The organism is Geodermatophilus sp. SYSU D00696 (assembly GCF_054050235.1).
Genome location: NZ_JBJGYY010000022.1, coordinates 1 through 17,988, shown reverse-complemented (window position 1 = coordinate 17,988; position 17,988 = coordinate 1). Strand labels below are relative to the sequence as shown.

Here is a 17,988-nt window from a genome sequence, read left to right as displayed (position 1 = left end):
CCCCGGTGGGCGCTGGTTCCCGCTAGCGGCGGCGGCCGAGCAGCCAGCCGACCAGGACGCCGAGCAGCGTGAGCCCCGCGCCGCCGAGCGCGCCGACGGCGAGGGTCTGAAGGTCCGACGACGGCGCGCCGGCCGGGGCCCTCGCACCGCGGAACACCTGCGGCTCGGGCGCGGACGGCGTTCCCGCGGGAACGGCCGTGGGCGCCTCGGTCGAGCTGACGGCGGCCGACGAGGCGCGGGCCGCGGCGGGCGCGGCCTCGACCGGTGCACCGGAGATCAGTTCCTGGTCGATCGCGGCGAAGAACTGCCCGGCCATCCGCTTCGCGACGCCGGTGATCATCCGCTGGCCCACCCCGGCGACCGGTCCGCCCACGACGGCGTCGGCGGACCAGGTGAGCGTCGTCCCCTCGTCGGTGGGCTCGAGGCCGATGGTGACCGTCGCGCGCACGTTGCCGGGCGCGCCGGCACCCGAGGCGTGCATGACGTAGGACGAGGGCCGCTGCTGGTCGGTGAGCCGCACCTCGCCGGCGTAGGTCCCGCGGATCGCGCCGACCCCCACCGAGACGTCCATGCGGTACTCGTCCTCGCCGGTCCGCTGCAGCGACTCGCAGCCGGGGATCGTCCGCGCGAGCACCGCGGGGTCGGTGATGACCGTCCAGACCTCCTCGGGCGTGCCGTGCAGCACCGCCGAGCCGTCGAGGTTCACGCAGGGGCTCCCGTCGTCCGCGACGCAGCCGTGCGCTCCGCCGTCTCGTCTCGCATCAGGTCGTACAGCTCGGTGGGGGAGATCGGCATCGCGGTGATCCGCCGGCCCACCGCGTCCTCGATCGCCGAGGCGATCGCCGCCGTCCCGGGGATGACCCCGGCCTCGCCGGCGCCCTTGATGCCCAGCGGGTTGAGCGGGGAGGGCGTCTCCTGGTGGTCGATCGCGATGTCGGGCACCTCGGAGGCGTAGGGCATGAGGAAGTCCATGAACGACGCGTTCTGCAGCTGCCCGTCGCCGTCGTAGGCCATCCGCTCGTACAGCGCCCCGCCCACGCCCTGGGCCACGCCGCCGTGCACCTGACCCTCGACGATCATCGGGTTCACGACGTTGCCGCAGTCGTGCACCACGGCGTACCGGACGACGTCGATCTCCCAGGTCTGCGGGTCGATCTCGACCACGGCGGCGTGCGCGCCCGAGGCGAACGTCGAGCGGATGGGGGAGTAGTAGTCGCGGTGCTCGAGGCCGGGGGCGTCCCCGGGGGCGACCGGCGGCTTGTCGTCGGACCCCTGGACGGCGAACTGGGTGGCCTGCTTGGCCGCCTCGTCGAAGGCGTAGCGCAGCGGGTTGGACAGCACCGCCACGGTGCGCAGCGGGATCGACGCCCCCGGCGTCCCCCTGACCTGCACCTGGCCGTCGTCGATCTCGAGGTCCTCCGGGTTGGCCTCCAGGACGTCGGCGGCGATCCGGATCGCCTTCTCCCGCACGCCGCGGGCGGCCAGGGCGACGGCGTTGCCGCTCATCACCGCGGCCCGGGAGGCGAAGGTGCCGACGGCGTAGCCGAAGCGGCGGGTGTCGCCGGTGTGCACCTCGACGTCCTCGATGGGCACGCCGAGCTCGGAGGCGACGATCTGGGCGAACACCGTCTCGTGCCCCTGGCCCTGCGAGGTCAGCCCGGTGGACACGAGCACCTTGCCGCTGCCGAGCACCTGCACGTGCCCGCCCTCGTAGGGGCCGGGGCCGGTGCCCTCGACGTAGAGCGCCATGCCGACGCCGAGGAGCTTGCCGCGGGCCTGCGCGTCGGCCCGCAGCGCCGCGGCCTCGTCCCAGCCGACGAGCGCGACCAGCTTGTCCAGCAGGCCGGGGTAGTCGCCGGAGTCGTAGATGACCGGGCGGCCGTCCTGGAACGTCAGCCGGTGGTCGTAGGGGAACTGGTCGGGGGTGATCAGGTTGCGACGGCGGACCTCGGCGCGGTCGAGGCCGAGCGCGTCGGCGATGCGGTCCATCGTCCGCTCCATCGCGAAGCAGCCCTGCGGCCGCCCGGCTCCGCGGTAGGGCGTGACGATGACGGTGTTGGTGTAGACGCTCTCGACGACCACCCGGTAGACGGGGATGACGTAGGGGCCCACCAGCTGGGTCGCCGTGACGATCGGCACGATGATCCCGTAGGGCGTGTAGGCGCCGTTGTCGTGCCAGATGTGCACGTCGAGCGCGGTGATCCGGCCGTCGTCGTCGAAGCCGACGGTGACCTCCTGCCGCTGCTGCCGTTCGTGCGCGCTGGAGACGAAGTGCTCGCGCCGGTCCTCGGCCCACTTGACCTCGCGGCCGAGCCGGATGGCCGCCATCGGCACCAGCAGCTCCTCGGGCCACGGGTGCACGATCTTGACGCCGAAGCCGCCGCCGACGTCGGGCGCAATCACCTCGACGCGGTCCAGCGACAGCTCGAGCTTCGCCGCGATCGCCGCGCGCACCGACGTCGAGGCCTGGGTGCTGGAGTGCACCCGCAGGCTGCCGTCGTCGGGGTCCCAGCGGGCGTGCACGCCCTTGCCCTCCAGCGGCATGCAGGCGCTGCGCTCGATGTACTGGGTGAAGGAGAGCGTGTGCGGCGCGGCGGCGAGCGCCGGCTCGACGTCGCCGGTCTCCTGGTGGTGCCGGGCGGCGACGTTGTCGGGGACGTCCTCGTGGACGGCGGCCCGGGCCTCGCGGGCGGCGTCGACCCCGACGACGACCGGCAGCTCCTCGTAGGTGACCACGATCCGCTCGGCGGCGTCCTCGGCCACGTAGCGGTCGGTGGCCACGACCATGACGACCGGCTCGCCGACGTGGTGGACCACGCCGTTGGCCAGGGCGTAGCCGGTGCGCGGGGCGTGCAGCTGCGGGTGCGGGATGAGCACCGGCAGCGGCTCGGCCATCGGCCCGGTGAGGTCCTCGTAGGTGTAGATCGCGACCAGGCCCTCGACGTCGAGGGCGGCCTCGACGTCGACGTCGGTGATCCGCGCGTGCGCGTGCGGGCTGCGCACGAAGGCGGCGGCCAGGGCGCCGGCGCCGATGTCGTCGAGGTACCGGCCCCGTCCGGTGATCAGCCGGGCGTCCTCGCGCCGGCGGACCGGCTCGCCGAACAGCTTCGTGGTCACGCGGCAGCTCCCTGGGGTGCCATTGGCGCTACGAAGGCACTCACCGGGCGTCCTCCCGCATCGCGGCGGCGGCGTGCCGGACGGCCCTGCGGATGTTGGCGTAGCCGGTGCACCGGCAGAGGTTGCCGCCGACGAGCTCGTCGACCTCCTCGTCGGTGATCTCCGCGGCCGCGTCCCGCGCCTCCAGGCCGGCCGCGATGGTCACCAGGAAGCCCGGGGTGCAGAAGCCGCACTGCAGCGCGTGGCACTCGCGGAAGGCCTCCTGCACCGGGTGCAGCACCTGCCCGCCCTCGCCGTCCTCGCGGGCCAGCCCCTCCACGGTGGTCACCTCGGCGCCGTCGACCTGGACGGCGAGCACGAGGCAGGAGCGCACGGGGTCGCCGTCGACCAGCACGGTGCACGACCCGCAGACGCCGTGCGCGCAGCCGACGTGGGTGCCGGTCAGCCGCAGGTCGTCGCGCAGCAGGTCCGACAGCACCCGGCGCACGGGCACGGTGGCCTCGCGCAGGACGCCGTTGACGGTGACGGCGACCGTCCGCTCGCTGTCGACGGGGGTGGTCATGCTGCGCTCCTCTGCACGGCCTCGGCTGCCGCCTGCGCCAGTGTCCGCTCGGTCAGCACCCCGACCAGCAGCCGCCGGTAGTCGGCGCTGGCGTGGATGTCGCCGTCGGGGTCGACCAGCGTGCGGGCCAGCGCGCCGGCGGCGGCCCAGTCGGCGCTGTCGACCGGCTTGCCGGCCACGGCCTCGGTGAGGTCGTGCACCTCGGGCACCAGCCCCACGGACAGGTAGGACGCCCGCACGGCGGCGACCCGGCGGTCGGCGTCGAGGGTGACGACGACGCCCGCCCCGCAGACGGCGTAGTCGCCCTTGCGCCGGGAGATCTCGGCGAAGGCGGTCCCGGAGCGCTCCGGGAGGGCGGGGAAGAAGGCATCGACGACGACGGCCGGGCCGGCCAGCGAGGTCTCCAGCGGCCCGACGAAGAGGTCCTGCCAGCCGACGGTGGACCGGCCCTCCGGCGTCGCCACCGTCACCGAGCCGCCGGTGAGCGCCAGCACGGAGGTCATCTCGCCCGAGGGGTCGGCGTGCGCGATCGAGCCGACCGTCGTCCCGCGGTTGCGGATCGCGGGGTGGGCCACGTTCGCCGTCGCCCGGGCCAGCAGCGGCTGGACCCGGGCGGCGGCGGTCGCGTCGGGGCTGTCGCGGAGGAGGCCGTTGTGCCGGACCAGGGCTCCCACCCGCACGCCGTCCCCGGTGGCCTCGACGGTGTCGAGGCCGCGCACCCGGTTGATGTCCACCAGCGTGGCCGGGGCCGAGAGCCGCATGGCCAGCAGCGGCAGCAGGGACTGCCCGCCGGCGAGGACCTTGGCGCCGGGTTCGGCGGTGAGGACGTCGAGCGCCTCCTCGAGGGACCGGGGGTCGGCGTAGCGGAAGGGAGCGGGTTTCACCTGTCGAGCGTCCCCTTACGGGTGTCGATGCCGGGCCGGCCGACCTCGTCGACCGACGACGGGTCGGGGCTGTACTCGTGCCGCCCGCGCCCGGTGTGGCCGTAGTCGTGCGCTCCGGCGTGGCCCAGCGCCGGGCCGGTGCCACCGGCGTACTCCTGCTCGGCCAGCAGGGCCGCGCGCATCTCGGCCGGCGCCAGGGCGCGGGCCACGTGCCAGCCCAGCACCGCCACGATGGTGCCCAGGGCGATCCCGCCCAGCGAGAAGGTGTCGGTGATCTGCAGGTTCACGTTGCCGATGGCGATGATGATGCCCGCGGCGAGCGGCACCAGGTTGATCGGGTTGGCGAAGTCGACGCGGTTCTCCTTCCAGATCTTCGCGCCGAGCAGGCCGATCATCCCGTAGAGCACGACGGTGATCCCGCCCAGGACGCCGCCCGGGATGATGTTGATCAGGGCGCCGAACTTCGGGCACAGGCCGAGCAGGATCGCCACCAGGGCCGCCACGTAGTAGGCCGCCGTCGAGTAGACGCGGGTGGCGGCCATGACGCCGATGTTCTCGGCGTAGGTGGTCGTGGGCGAGCCGCCGACCGAGGAGGCCACGACGGTGGCGACACCGTCGGCGGCGATGGCGCGGCCCATGTACGGGTCGAGGTCGCGCTTGGTCATCTCGGCGACCGCCTTGACGTGGCCGGCGTTCTCCGCGACCAGCGCGATGACGGCGGGCAGCACCAGGAGGCTGAAGTTCAGCGAGAAGCTGGGCGCGGTGAAGTCGGGCAGGCCGAACCAGTCGGCCTGGCCGACGGTGTCGAAGTTGATCCGGTCGCGGGTGACGACCTCGCCGGTGCCGTCGGGCGAGGTGATCTGGCCGGCCGTCGCGTCGAGCAGGACCGACAGCAGGTAGCCGAAGACCAGGCCGAGCAGGATCGAGATCCGGGCCCAGAAGCCGCGCAGCAGCAGCGAGGCGACGATGACGAAGGACATCGTGGCCAGCGCCACCCACTGGTCCTGGGGCCAGTAGATGCCGGCCACCACGGGGGCCAGGTTGAAGCCGATGAGGAGCACGACCGCGCCGGTCACCGCCGGCGGCAGGATCGCGTGCAGGAACCGGACACCGGCGAAGTGGATGAGGACGCCGACCAGCGCCAGCACGACGCCGGAGACCAGGATCGCGCCGACGACGTCACCGGAGTCGCCGCCCTGCGCCCGGACGGCGACGACGCCGCCGACGAACGAGGCGCTGGTGCCCAGGTAGCTCGGCACCTTCCCGTTCACGATGAGCAGGAAGATGATCGTCGCGATCCCGCTCATCATGATCGCGAGGTTGGGGTCGAGCCCCATGACGATCGGGAAGACGAAGGTCGCCCCGAACATCGCGACCACGTGCTGCGCGCCGATGCCGATGGTGCGCGGCCACGACAGCCGCTCGTCGGGAGCGACGGCCTCACCCAGCGGTGGCGTCTTCCCGTCTCCGTAGAGCTTCCAACCGAACGCCATGGGGACCTCCTCGACCTGCCCATCCGACGCAGCCGGGAGGTGCCGGCACCCCCGGGAGGCCGTCACAGTGTCACGCGCCTCACAGGGACGGAAGTGCCTCAGCGCTAAATGTTCCGCGTGCAACAAGATCGTTGCCGGGCCGATACCTCACCGCTGAGGAACCCTCCCGGTACGGTTCGGAGGGTGAGCGCTCCCGACCCTGCCGAGGGTGTCCGGCACGTCTCCCTGCGCAGTGGCGTGTACGCCGACTCCGTGCGGTTGATGCAGGTCAGCCGGGACGTCGGCGCGCGCGACGGCGTCACCGCCGTCCTCGTGGCCATGGCCACGCCGCTCAACGTCGAGCTCGCCGCCGGCATGGGTCTGGCCCCCGAGCAGACCCCCTCGCCCGACCAGCTGCTCATCGCCGTCCGGGCGGTCGACGACGACGCCCTGGCCGCCGCGGTGAGCGCCGTGGACGCCGCGCTGGCCGAGCGCGAGCGCTCCCGGGCCACCGCCGACGCCCAGCCCGCCCGCACCATCGGCGCCGGCCTCGACGACCTCGCCCCCGGCGCGCCCGCCCTCGCGATCGTCAGCGTCCCGGGGCAGTACGCGGCGCTCGAGGCCGCCGACGCGATCGCCGCCGGGCGCAGCGTGCTCGTCTTCTCCGACGGCGTCCCGGTCGAGCAGGAGGTCGCGCTCAAGCGCGCCGCGCACGAGGCCGGCGTCCTGGTCATGGGGCCCGACTGCGGCACCGCGATCGTCTCCGGCGTCGCCCTGGGCTTCGCCAACGTCGTCCGCCCCGGTCCGGTGGGCGTGGTCGCGGCATCGGGCACCGGCGCGCAGCAGGTGTCCTGCCTGCTCGACGCGGCCGGCGTCGGCGTCTCGCACGTGATCGGCGTCGGCGGGCGCGACCTGTCCGAGGCCGTCGGCGGGCTGGCCACCCTCGACGCGCTGGCCGCGCTCGACGCCGACCCCGCCACCGAGCGGATCCTCGTCGTCTCCAAGCCACCGGCGCCGTCGGTGGCCGAGGCCGTGGAGCGCGCCGCCGCGGGGCTGGCCACGCCGGTCCGGTCGGCCGCGCTGTCACGGGAGACCCCTGACCTCACCGCCGCCGTCGAGGCGCTGCTGGCCGACATGGGGCGCGACGTGCCGGCGTGGCCGTCCCGCCCCGGGCCGGACGAGGCGGCGCCGGCCGGCGCCGTCCTGAAGGGGTTTTACTCCGGCGGCACGCTCGCCGACGAGGCGATGCTGCTGGCGGCGCCGGTGCTGGGCGACGTCCGCTCCAACACCCCGCTGCGGCCCGAGCTCGACCTCGGTACGGACCTGTCCGCCACCGGGCACGTGGTCGTCGACTTCGGCGACGACGCGCTGACCGTCGGCCGCGCCCACCCGATGATCGACCCCACGCTGCGGCTGGAGGCGATCGCCCGGCTGGCCGGGTCCGGTGAGCCGGCGGTGCTGCTGCTCGACGTCGTCCTCGGGTACGGCGCCGACCCCGACCCGGCGGCGGCCCTCGCGCCGGCCCTCGCCGCGGCCCGGGACCGGGCGCGGCTGCCGGTGGTGGTCGCGCTCGTCGGCACCGAGGCCGACCCCCAGGGCTGGAGCCGGCAGGCCGACGCCCTGGCCGCGGCCGGCGCCGCCGTCTTCGCCTCCAACGCCGCGGCCACGCGGTACGCCCTCGACCTGCTGGGAGCGCAGTCATGACCCTGTCCGACCTGCTCTCCGCGCCGCCGTCGATCGTCGCGGCCGGGGTCGACGTCTTCTCCGGGGCGCTGCGCGCGCAGGGCACGGAGGTCGCCGACGTCGACTGGCGGCCGCCGGCGCTCGGTGACCCGGCCGACCTCGCCGCGCTGGCTCTGGACCCGCGCCGCGCCGCGGCCAACCGGACGGCGGTCGAGCGGGTGCTGGCCGCGGGTTCGGTGCTGGTCGACGTCCGGCCGGCTCACGAGGTGCTCGGGCTCGAGGGGCGGGTGCTGCTGCACTCCGGCCCGCCGCTGACCTGGGAGGCGGCGTCGGGCCCGATGCGCGGGGCGCTGGTCGGCGCCTGCCTGTTCGAGGGCTGGGCGTCGACGGTGGAGGAGGCCGAGGCGCTGCTGGCCTCCGGCGGCGTGGAGCTCGAGCCGTGCCACCACCGCTCCGCCGTCGGCCCGATGGCCGGGGTGACGTCGCCGTCGATGTGGACGTGGTGCCTCGAGGACCCGGTCAACGGCGGGCGCGCGTACTGCAACCTCAACGAGGGCCTGGGCAAGGTGCTGCGGATGGGCGCCTTCGGCGAGGAGGTGCTCACCCGGCTGGCCTGGATGCGCGACGTCCTCGGCCCGCTGCTGGCCCGGGCGGTGCGGTCGATGGCCGAGCCGCTCGACGTCAAGGCGGTGCTCGCGCAGATGCTGCAGATGGGCGACGAGGGGCACAACCGCAACCGCGCCGGCTCGCTGATGACCCTGCGCGAGCTGTCCCCGGCGCTGGTCGCGCTCGACGCGCCGTCCGACGACGTCGCCGCCGCGCTGCGCTTCATCGGCGGCAACGAGCACTTCTTCCTCAACCTCGGCATGCCGACGGCGAAGCTGGCCATGGACGCCGCCCGCGACGTCCCGGGCTCGACGCTGGTGACGGTGATGGCCCGCAACGGCACCGAGTTCGGCGTGCAGACCGCCGGCACCGGCGACCGCTGGTTCACCGGGCCCGCGCAGACGCCGGTGGGCCTGTTCCTCGGCGACTACGGCCCCGAGGACGCCAACCCCGACATCGGCGACTCCGCGATCATGGAGACCTACGGTGTCGGCGGGTTCTCGATGGCCGCGGCGCCGGCGATCGTGCGGTTCGTCGGCGGCACGGTCCCCGACGCGCTGGCCACCACCGAGCGCATGTACCAGCTCACCCTCGCCGAGAACCCGGCCATGGCCATCCCGATCCTCGGTTTCCGCGGCGCCCCCACGGGCATCGACGTCCTCGCCGTGGCCCGCACCGGGTGGCTGCCGCAGATCAACACCGGCATGGCCGGGCGGGTGGCCGGTACCGGTCAGGTCGGCGCGGGTCTGGTCCAGCCGCCGCGGGAGTGCTTCGAGGGTGCGCTGGCCGCGCTGGCGCAGGAGGCCCGGACCGCGCCCGCGGCGGCCTGACCTGCTCCGCGGGACCGGCGCTGTCGTGGCCGTCGGCGCCTGATCGCCACGAGACCGCCGGTCTCGCGCCGCTGCGGGCACGACGGGTGGCGCCCGGCCGGGCCGGGCCGCAGGCTCCCCGCGTGGGCAGGAGCGGTCCCGGGCGCGACGACGTCGTCCGGGTCAGCAAGCGGCTGTCCTACGTGCTCCGGCACCGGCCCGACAGCGTGGGGCTGGTCCTCGACGACGCCGGCTGGGTCGACGTCGCCGCGCTGCTGGCCGCGCTCGCCGCGCACGGGATGCCACTGACCCGGGAGGACCTCGACCACGTCGTCGCGCGCAACGACAAGCGGCGCTTCGCGTTCGACCCGACCGGCACCCGGATCCGCGCCAGCCAGGGGCACAGCGTGCCGGTCGCGCTCGGGTACGCCGCCGAGGCCCCGCCCGACGTCCTCTTCCACGGCACCGCGGTGCGCAACCTGCCCGCGATCCTCGCCGAGGGGCTGCGCCCGGGCCGGCGGCACGCGGTGCACCTGAGCCCCGACGAGGTCACCGCCCGGGCGGTGGGGGAGCGCCGCGGCCGTGCCGCCGTCCTGCGGGTCGACGCCGCCGGGCTGGCCGCGGCCGGGGCGGTGTTCACCCGCTCGGCCAACGGGGTGTGGCTGGTCGACGCCGTCCCGCCGCGGTACCTGGGCGTCCTCTAGCCCGGGACCCGGACGGCGAGCAGCGCGACGTCGTCGTGACGGCCGGCCGTGGCGGCCGCGGCCAGCAGCCGGTCGCACAGCTCGCCGAGCGGGTCGCCCGCGCGCCGGGCGAGCTCCCCGACGAGCCAGGCGTCGCCCTCGTCGAGGGTGCCGCCGCGCCGCTCGACGAGGCCGTCGGTGTAGAGGAGCAGCGTGTCCCCGCGGCGGAGCGGCAGGTCGGCGTCGGTGCGGGGTGTCCCGGGCGCCACGCCGAGCAGCGGCTCGGGGGTGCCGGCGAGCAGCCGGACCGACCCGTCCGCGGCCACCAGCGCCGGCGGCGGGTGGCCGGCGTTGGACCAGCGCAGCGTCCCGCCGTCGCCGGTGGGACGGACCACGGCGACCGCGACGGTGGCCAGGGCCGGTGCCGTCAGGTGCGCCATCACCCGGTCCAGCGCCTCCAGGGCCCGCGCCGGGGACGACGCGTCGACGGCGACCGCGCGCAGCATCCCCCGGACCTCGGCCATGGCGGCCGCGGCCCGGGGGTCGTGGCCGGCGACGTCGCCGATCACCAGGGCGGTGCCGCCGGCCGCGGGGAAGGCGTCGTACCAGTCCCCGCCGACCCGGGTCCCGCGCAGCGCCGGCAGGTAGCGCACCGCGGACTCCAGGGAGGGGACCACCGGAGGTGGGCCGAGCAGGTGCCGTTGCAGGGTCTCCCCGAGCTCCAGCGACGCCCGCGTCGCGGCCGCCTCGGCGCTCACCCGGGCGAGCTCGGACTCGCGGTGCACGCGCAGGGTGCAGGCGCCGACGGCCACCGCACCGGCGACGGCCACGACGACCAGCCGGACGACCTGGGCGGGCAGCGCCTCGGCGCTGTACTGCCGGTCGTAGACGCCCAGCAGGGCAGCGGTCACCAGCGCCGCGGCGCCGTAGGCCGCGGTCGCCCGCCGTCCGGTCAGGGTGGCCGCCACCAGGGGAGAGGCGGCCACCAGGCCCAGGAGGACCTGGTCCCTGCCCAGGGCGAGGTCGAGCACGGCCGGGCCGAGCAGGAACACCAGGGGCAGCCCGTGTGCCCGGACGCGTCCGCCCACTGCGCCCCCTCGTCCCGCGGGCTCCCCGCAGCCGCGTCCGGGCGCCCAACGTAGACGAGTCCCGGCGCGCACCGGACCGCCGGGCGTCACCGGACGTCACCGGACGTCGGCGGGCGCGTCGCCGGCGAGGGCCGGCGACGCGCCCGGGGGGTCAGGCCTCGACGATCGCCGCGACCGGGCCGCCGCCGGAGGGGCCCTGGTGCACGGCGGCCACCGACACGAACACCGCGGGGTCGCCGGTGACCGCTGCGGTCACGCCGCCGACGGTGGCCTTGATCTGCCGGTGCCAGTGCACGTCGGAGTCGTCGAGCATCGCGTTGCGCCGGTCGCGGACCATGCCGCTCGGGTCCGCCTCGCACTTGAGGAACACGTTGACCAGCCGGCCGCCGAGGTCGGTGTGGTGCGGCCGGTCGGGCAGCTCCAGGCCGGCCGAGCGGATGGCCTCCCAGATGCCGTCCTGGTCGAGCGCGTCCTCCATGACCGAGTGGCCGATCCGGTAGCGACCGCCGTGCCCGCGGGCGTTGCCGACGACGACGATCTGCGCCCGGTCGAGCTCGACCCCCGACGAGCAGGAGGCCACCGAGGAGAACAGCGACAGGTCGTGCATGACGTCCTCGTCGCGCGGCATCCCGATCTCGCCGAGGGCGACGGCGATGCCCAGCGCCGTCGTGGCGTTGGACAGGTCCATCGACTCGTGGGTGTGCTCGGTCCACACCGTCTTCCCGCGGCTCTTGGCGTCGCGGATGGTGTCGATGGTCAGCAGCGGGGTCTTGGTCTGCACGTAGTGGACGTCGGCGGGGTCGTCGATCCCGGCCGCGGCCATGGCCTTCCGCACGCCCTCGGCGACCGTCTCGATCATCGCGACCCGGCCGATGTCCTCGGGCAGGATCTGCTCGCTCATCGCGTACCCCACGGTCAGCCGCGGCTCGTCGGTCCTCTCGACGGCGTCCTCGGGCAGCGTGGCGAAGACGGTCGCGTGCGGGCTGATGACGCCGTCGGTGCCGCCGGACCACACGATCGGGATCTGCGCGACCTCCTCCTTGCTGCGCGTCCCCTTCTCCAGCAGCACCTCGCGGAACGCCCGGTCGGCGATGATCCGGGTGTAGTCGTTGACGCCGCCGTTGCCCTCGGTCTTGCCGATGACCGCGACGACCCGGTCGGCCTCCATGACGCCGTCGTCGATGAGCTTCGCCAGCTCGCTGGCGTCGCTGACGTTGTGCAGCGGGACCTTGCGGACCTCGATCGGTGCGGGCACGTCTTCCTCTTCTCTCACACGTGGCCCTGCTGCAGGGGCCCGCCGCGAGCCTGCGAGCGGTGGGGGGCAGCAGGGTCCTCCTGCAACACGGTGCCGACGGCGTCGCCGGTGACGGCGCCGGCGATGTTCTCCAGCGAGGTGATGACGGCGCGCTCGCCGCCTCCCTCGACGAAACGCAGCGCGGCCTCGACCTTCGGGCCCATGCTGCCGCGGCCGAACTCCCCGGCCGCGGCGTGCCCGCGGAGCTCGGCGGGGGTGACCCGGCCCAGTGGCGACGGCGACCCGGTGCCGAAGCCGAGCACGACGTTGGGGACGTCGGTGGCGACGACGAGGGTGTCGGCCTCGAGCTCACGGGCCAGCAGCGCGGCCGTGAGGTCCTTGTCGATGACCGCCTCGACGCCGCGCATCGGCTGGCCCGCGACCACCGGCACCCCGCCGCCACCGGCGCAGACGACGACGAACCCGGCGGCGACCAGCGCGGCGATGGCCGGGGCGTCGACCACCGACCGGGGCTCGGGCGAGGCGACCACGCGCCGCCACCCGCGCGGGCCGCGGTCCTCCCACAGCTGGCCGAGCGCGATGAAGCGGGCGGCCTCCTCGGCGGGCAGGTGGCGGCCGACCGGCTTGGACGGCGTGGCGAAGTTCGGGTCGTCGGCGTCGACGAGCGTGCGGGTGACCAGGGCGGCCGTGCGGCGGTCCAGCCTGCGGGCGGCCAGCGCGGCGTCGAGCTCGTCGGCGAGGGTGAAGCCGACGGTCGCCTGGGTCTGGGCGACACACCAGTCCAGCGGGACCGGCGGGACGACGCGCGCCGCCATCTCGTTCTTGACCAGCAGGTTGCCCACCTGCGGGCCGTTGCCGTGGGTGAGCACCACCTCGACGCCGGCCGCGACGACCTCGGCGATCGCGTCCGCGGCGACGGCGAGCGCGGCTCGCTGGGCGGCGGCCGTGGCCGCGCCGTCGGGTCCGGTCATCGCGTTGCCGCCCAGGGCGATCACGGCGCGGCGGGTCGTCACCCCGGCGACCCTAGCGGCGTCTCTCTTAGCGGTGAAGTACCTGACCGGGACGACTTCCCGACCGGCGGCCTTCCGCCGGGTGCATGATCCGGGCAGGCACGGGGGCCACCCGGACGGAGACGGCGATGCGGGTCCACTTCGGCTTCGACACCCGAGCCACCCCCGTCGAGGTCCGCGAGGCGTTCACCGCCGTCGGTGACCGCCGCCTCGAGGTGTGGTCGAAGACCCTGGACCCGGCGAAGTACGAGGTCCGCGAGAAGGGGGAGGGCTGGGCCGTCGTCCGCGAGGGCAGCGCGGGCGTCCCGTTCTGGGTGCTGCTGCGCTACGAGTGGCCGGACCCGGACCGGGTCACCTGGACCCTGCTGGACAGCGACCACTGCGACCGCGGCACCGGCGACATCCGGATCACCCCGCGGGACGGCGGCGGCAGCCACGTCGACGTCGTCATGCACCACTCCGGTGGCCGGGGTCTGCGCGGCCGCGCCGTGCTGCTGGCCCAGCGCCTGATCGCCCCGCCCGGCCTGCGGCGCAGGTGGCGCGACGCCCTCGACCGGGTGGCCGGCTGAGCGTCAGCGCCGCCAGAAGTCGAAGCGGTCCCGCCCGGGCCGGAAGCCGGCCGCCTCCACGACGTCGACGGCGAGGTCGAAGCGCTGCCCGACCGCGCCGGGCTGGTGGGCGTCGCTGCCGAAGCTCACCGCCTCGCCGCCCTCCTCCCGGAACCAGCGCACCTGGTCGGCCGAGGCCAGCGGGCTGCTGGTGTTGACCTCCAGCGCCCGCCCGGTGCCGGCGAGGGCGCGGAACACCGCCCGGTACTCCTCCTCGTAGTCCTTCTCCACGTAGCGGTGCGAGCCGCCGGGCCAGTACCGCCGGGGGAAGTCGACGTGGGCGAGCACCTGGAAGACGTCGCTGCGCTCGACCATGTCGACGACCTCGGCGAGGTAGCGGCGCATCGTGCCGTCGGCGTCCTGGTAGAGCAGCTGGCCGACGCCGTAGAGCCGGTCGCCGTCGTGGAGGGAGTGCAGCGAGCCGAGGACCCGGTCCACTGGCGCGCCGTCGAGGTGCGCGGCCACGCTCGACTCGAACAGGTGCGGCTCGCCGGCCTCGACGCCCGACCAGATGCGCAGCTCGGGGAACCGCTCGCGCACCTCGGTGAGCTCGGCCCAGTAGCCCTCGCTGTCGATCGGCTGGTGCCGCGAGGCGTGCCGGTCGACCAGGCCCAGCGTGGTGGCCCGGTCGTCGGGACCCCACACGGTGAAGTCGAGGTGCTCGGTGAAGGCGATCGCCGGCAGCCCCTGGGCGATGGCCTGCTCGCAGGCGCGGGCCATGGTCACCGAGCTCGGGGTGTCCCACGACCACCCGGTGTGCACGTGGTTGTCCGGTGGTCGCATCATCCCCATCCTGCCCGCCGTCCCCAGGTCCCGCACGGACGGCCCCGCTGTCGGGGGACGCACCTACTGTCGGGACCCATGAGCACCGCCGCGCCTGCCTCCGACCTCGCCACCGAGGCCCTCGGGGTCCTCCGCGAGCTGACCGGCCGGCCCGACGCGGTCTTCCGCGAGGGGCAGGACGCCGCCGTCGCCGCGCTGGTCGAGCGGTCCGAGCGGGCGCTGGTGGTGCAGCGCACCGGCTGGGGCAAGTCGGCGGTCTACTTCGTCTCCACGGCACTGCTGCGCCGCCGCGGCGCCGGCCCCACCCTGCTGGTCAGCCCGCTGCTCGCGCTGATGCGCGACCAGGTGGCCGCCGCGGCCCGCGCCGGCATCCGCGCCGTCGAGATCTCCAGCGCCAACGCCACCGAGTGGGACGACGTCGCGGCGGCCCTGGCCGCCGACGACGTCGACGTCCTGCTCGTCTCCCCGGAGCGGCTGACCAACCCGCGGTTCCGCGAGGAGCAGCTGCCCGGCCTGGTCGCGCGCTGCGGCCTGCTCGTGGTCGACGAGGCGCACTGCGTCTCCGACTGGGGCCACGACTTCCGCCCCGACTACCGCCGCATCCGCGACCTGCTGGGCACCCTCCCGGCCGGCACGCCGGTGCTGGCGACGACGGCGACGGCGAACGAGCGCGTGGTCGCCGACGTCGCCGAGCAGCTCGGCGCCGGCGGGGTCGGGGTGACCACGGTCCGGGGCCCGCTGGCCCGCGACTCGCTGCGCCTGGGCGTGCTGCGCCTGCCCACCGACCGCGCCCGGCTGGCCTGGCTGGCCGCGCACCTGGACGACCTGCCGGGCAGCGGCATCGTCTACACCCTCACCGTCGCCGCCGCCGAGGAGACGGCGTCGCTGCTGCGCGACGCCGGGCACGACGTCCGGGCCTACACCGGCCGCCTCGACGACGCCGACCGCAAGGAGGCCGAGGAGGCGCTGCGGGAGAACCGGGTCAAGGCGCTGGTGGCCACCTCGGCCCTGGGCATGGGCTTCGACAAGCCCGACCTCGGCTTCGTCGTCCACCTCGGCGCGCCGTCGTCGCCGGTCAGCTACTACCAGCAGGTGGGCCGCGCCGGCCGCGCCGTCGACTCCGCCGACGTCCTGCTGCTGCCCGGCCCCGAGGACCTCGCCATCTGGCAGTGGTTCGCCACCTCGTCGATGCCGCGCGAGGACCACGCCGCCGCCGTCCTCTCCGCGATGGCCGACGGCAAGGCGTGGTCGGTGGCCCGGCTGGAGACGGTGGCCGACGTCCGCCGCTCCCGGCTCGAGCTGCTGCTCAAGGTGCTCGCCGTCGACGGCGCGGTGGAGCGGGTGCAGGGCGGCTGGCGGTCCACCGGGCGGCCGTGGGTCTACGACGCCGACCGCTACGCCCGCGTCGCCCGCACCCGCGAGGCCGAGCAGCGGGCGATGATCGCCTACGCGAAACCGGTCGACGAGGCGCGGTGCCGGATGGCCTTCCTCCAGGAGGCGCTCGACGACCCGACCGCCGCGCCGTGCGGCCGGTGCGACGTCTGCGCCGGCGCCTGGTACCCCACCGACGTCCCCGAGGGTGCGGCCGAGGCGGCGTCGGCCGCGCTCGACCGGCCGGGCGTCGAGCTCGCCCCGCGCGCCCAATGGCCCACCGGCGCCGACCGGCTCGGCGTGACGGTCAAGGGGAAGATCGCCGCGGGTGAGCTCCTCGACCCGGGCCGGGCCGTCGCCCGTCTCACCGACCTCGGCTGGGGTCAGCGGCTGCGCACCCTGCTCGGGGACGACGGCGTCGGTGGCACGGTGACCCTCGACCTGGAGGCACCCGGCATCGAGGAGGACCCCGACGCCGCCTTCGACGTGCCGGTGCAGCGCTCGGTCACCGACGTCCCGCCGGACGACGACCTGCTGCGCGCCTGCGCCCGGGTGCTCGGCGCGTGGGACTGGGCCGAGCGGCCCGCCGCCGTGGTCGCCGTCCCCTCCCGCCGCCGTCCGCGGCTGGTGACCGGGGTGGCGCAGGGCCTGGCGCGGCTGGGCCGGCTGCCCTACCTGGGGGAGCTGTCCCTGGCGCACGGCGGCCCCACCGGAGGCCCGGGCGGGAACAGCGCCTTCCGGCTCGCCGGGGTGTGGCAGCGCGTCGTCGTCGGCCCGGAGCTCCGGGCCCGCCTCGACGAGCTCGGCCCCGTGCCGGTGCTGCTGGTCGACGACCTCGCCGACTCGCGCTGGACGATGACCGTGGCCGGCCGCGAGCTGCGGTTGGCCGGCGCCTCCCGGGTGCTGCCGTTCGCCCTCGCACTGACGGCCTGAGGGGTCGTACACACGTTCGATCGGGCGTAGCCTCCCGGCATGTCGCTCGCGCACCAGCCGTCGATGTTCGACGTCGCCGAGGAGGCGGCGCTCACCCCGCTGGCCGGCCGCGTCCGGCGGCACGTGCTCAGCCGCGGCGCCTGGGTCGACCACCTGCCGGGCTGGGTGACGGGGTCCGGCGAGGTCCTCGAGGTCCTGCTGGGCGACATCGGCTGGCGGGCCGACCGGCGGCAGATGTACGACCGCGAGGTCGCCGTCCCGCGGCTGCTGCGCTGGTACGGACGCGGCGAGGTCCTGCCGCACCCGCTGCTCACCGATGCCCGCACCGCCCTCGACGCGCACTACGCGGCCGAGCTCGGCGAGCCCTTCGTCACGGCCGGCATGTGCCTGTACCGGGACGGCCGGGACAGTGTGGCCTGGCACGGCGACCGCCTGGGGCGTAGCCGCACGCAGGACACGCTCGTGGCGATCGTCTCCTTCGGCTCCCCGCGACCGCTCCTGCTCCGCCCGGTCGGTGGCGGCGAGACCCTCCGCTTCCCGCTCGGTCACGGCGACCTCGTCGTGATGGGCGGCTCCTGCCAGCGCACGTGGGAGCACTGCATCCCGAAGACCACCCGGCCCGTCGGGCCGCGGGTCAGCGTCCAGTTCCGCCCGGCCGGCGTCGCCTGACCCGGCGGGAATGCGCTGGACCCGCCCGCCGTTGCACCACACGTCCGTGACGGCTCATCGGGCACCGGAGTGGACGTGGGAATGGTCCGGCCGCGGAGGCCGTTGCACCCCACGTCCGACGCTGGACCCACGGGCCCGACACGGACAGGGGGACCCCCGTGCACGACCCCTCCGAGGGCGTGTATGGTTCTCCCTGCACCACGCGAGAACGGACCGGGCCGCCAGCCTGGTCAACCGCCGGAAAGGCCCCCGAGGCCCGACTGCTGCGGAGCGGGTGTACAGTGAGGACACCGCCTCGAACGAAGGCCGAAAAGGCTGGAGTACGAACGCGTCCGTTCCTTGAGAACTCAACAGCGTGCCGAAAGTCAGTGCCAAGTAACAAACCCCCGTGGCCTGGTCGGTTGTCCGGTCGGGTCGTGGGTTCCTTTGGTTGATGACATCGAGATCTGTCAGGT

At 75.2% G+C, this 17,988-nt stretch carries 15 protein-coding genes; 6 read left to right on the top strand and 9 right to left on the bottom strand.

Translation table 11 applies throughout. From position 1 onward, the window contains the following. Positions 1-22: 22 nt before the first annotated feature. Genes ACI79O_RS14960 through ACI79O_RS14940 form a run of 5 tightly spaced genes read right to left on the bottom strand, consistent with a single transcriptional unit; the run spans position 23 to position 6,056 of the window. The gene (locus ACI79O_RS14960; protein ID WP_456886287.1) at positions 23-706 is read right to left on the bottom strand and encodes an SRPBCC family protein; all 684 of its coding nucleotides are present in this window, start codon (positions 704-706) and stop codon (positions 23-25) included. Then, positions 703-3,117 (bottom strand): aerobic carbon-monoxide dehydrogenase large subunit, encoded by a 2,415-nt coding sequence (cutA, locus tag ACI79O_RS14955; RefSeq protein WP_456886285.1) that lies wholly within the window; start codon positions 3,115-3,117, stop codon positions 703-705. The genes ACI79O_RS14960 and cutA overlap by 4 nt, the downstream gene beginning before the upstream one ends. Before the next feature lie 40 nt (positions 3,118-3,157). Next, positions 3,158-3,679 carry a (2Fe-2S)-binding protein gene (locus tag ACI79O_RS14950; protein WP_456886283.1) on the bottom strand — a complete coding sequence of 174 codons (522 nt, stop codon included), beginning with the start codon at positions 3,677-3,679 and terminating at the stop codon, positions 3,158-3,160. Then, positions 3,676-4,563, bottom strand: a complete 888-nt coding sequence (locus ACI79O_RS14945) for an FAD binding domain-containing protein (protein ID WP_456914545.1) — start codon at positions 4,561-4,563, stop codon at positions 3,676-3,678. Before ACI79O_RS14945 ends, ACI79O_RS14950 begins: the two co-directional genes overlap by 4 nt. Continuing rightward, positions 4,560-6,056, bottom strand: coding sequence for a uracil-xanthine permease family protein (locus tag ACI79O_RS14940; RefSeq protein ID WP_456886278.1), 1,497 nt, complete (start codon positions 6,054-6,056; stop codon positions 4,560-4,562). Before ACI79O_RS14940 ends, ACI79O_RS14945 begins: the two co-directional genes overlap by 4 nt. A gap of 183 nt (positions 6,057-6,239) precedes the next feature. On the opposite strand from ACI79O_RS14940, the gene ACI79O_RS14935 reads away from it, so the two are divergent. From ACI79O_RS14935 to ACI79O_RS14925, 3 genes are all read left to right on the top strand, one after another. Next, on the top strand, positions 6,240-7,739 hold the full coding sequence (locus ACI79O_RS14935; protein ID WP_456914544.1) for an FdrA family protein: 1,500 nt from the start codon (positions 6,240-6,242) through the stop codon (positions 7,737-7,739). Next, positions 7,736-9,154 (top strand): DUF1116 domain-containing protein, encoded by a 1,419-nt coding sequence (locus ACI79O_RS14930; protein WP_456914543.1) that lies wholly within the window; start codon positions 7,736-7,738, stop codon positions 9,152-9,154. Before ACI79O_RS14935 ends, ACI79O_RS14930 begins: the two co-directional genes overlap by 4 nt. A 122-nt stretch (positions 9,155-9,276) precedes the next feature. Next, the gene (locus tag ACI79O_RS14925; RefSeq protein ID WP_456914542.1) at positions 9,277-9,837 is read left to right on the top strand and encodes an RNA 2'-phosphotransferase; all 561 of its coding nucleotides are present in this window, start codon (positions 9,277-9,279) and stop codon (positions 9,835-9,837) included. Here the strand turns inward: ACI79O_RS14925 and ACI79O_RS14920 are convergent. The 3 genes from ACI79O_RS14920 to ACI79O_RS14910 all read right to left on the bottom strand — a co-directional run bounded on the left by ACI79O_RS14920 (position 9,834) and on the right by ACI79O_RS14910 (position 13,172). Beyond that, positions 9,834-10,904, bottom strand: coding sequence for a PP2C family protein-serine/threonine phosphatase (locus ACI79O_RS14920; protein WP_456886272.1), 1,071 nt, complete (start codon positions 10,902-10,904; stop codon positions 9,834-9,836). The genes ACI79O_RS14925 and ACI79O_RS14920 overlap by 4 nt on opposite strands. A 151-nt stretch (positions 10,905-11,055) precedes the next feature. Further along, positions 11,056-12,159: a barbiturase gene (gene bar / locus ACI79O_RS14915; RefSeq protein ID WP_456914541.1), complete on the bottom strand. Its 1,104-nt coding sequence runs from the start codon at positions 12,157-12,159 to the stop codon at positions 11,056-11,058. A 14-nt stretch (positions 12,160-12,173) separates the two neighbouring features. Further along, positions 12,174-13,172: a carbamate kinase gene (locus tag ACI79O_RS14910; RefSeq protein WP_456914540.1), complete on the bottom strand. Its 999-nt coding sequence runs from the start codon at positions 13,170-13,172 to the stop codon at positions 12,174-12,176. Positions 13,173-13,297: 125 nt separating this feature from the next. Here ACI79O_RS14910 and ACI79O_RS14905 point away from each other — a divergent pair, with 125 nt between their 5' ends. Further along, positions 13,298-13,738: a hypothetical protein gene (locus ACI79O_RS14905; RefSeq protein ID WP_456914539.1), complete on the top strand. Its 441-nt coding sequence runs from the start codon at positions 13,298-13,300 to the stop codon at positions 13,736-13,738. Between the two features lie 3 nt (positions 13,739-13,741). On the opposite strand, the gene ACI79O_RS14900 is transcribed toward ACI79O_RS14905, so the two are convergent. Then, entirely contained in the window at positions 13,742-14,563 is an 822-nt protein-coding gene (locus tag ACI79O_RS14900; protein WP_456886267.1) for a PHP domain-containing protein, read from the bottom strand. Between the two features lie 75 nt (positions 14,564-14,638). Here ACI79O_RS14900 and ACI79O_RS14895 point away from each other — a divergent pair, with 75 nt between their 5' ends. Together ACI79O_RS14895 and ACI79O_RS14890 are read left to right on the top strand one after the other, a co-directional pair. Beyond that, a complete protein-coding gene (locus tag ACI79O_RS14895; RefSeq protein WP_456914538.1) occupies positions 14,639-16,864 on the top strand; it encodes a RecQ family ATP-dependent DNA helicase in 2,226 nt (741 codons plus the stop codon). 39 nt (positions 16,865-16,903) lie between these two features. Beyond that, the gene (locus ACI79O_RS14890) at positions 16,904-17,533 is read left to right on the top strand and encodes an alpha-ketoglutarate-dependent dioxygenase AlkB (protein WP_456914537.1); all 630 of its coding nucleotides are present in this window, start codon (positions 16,904-16,906) and stop codon (positions 17,531-17,533) included. The last annotated feature ends 455 nt before the right edge of the window (positions 17,534-17,988 follow it).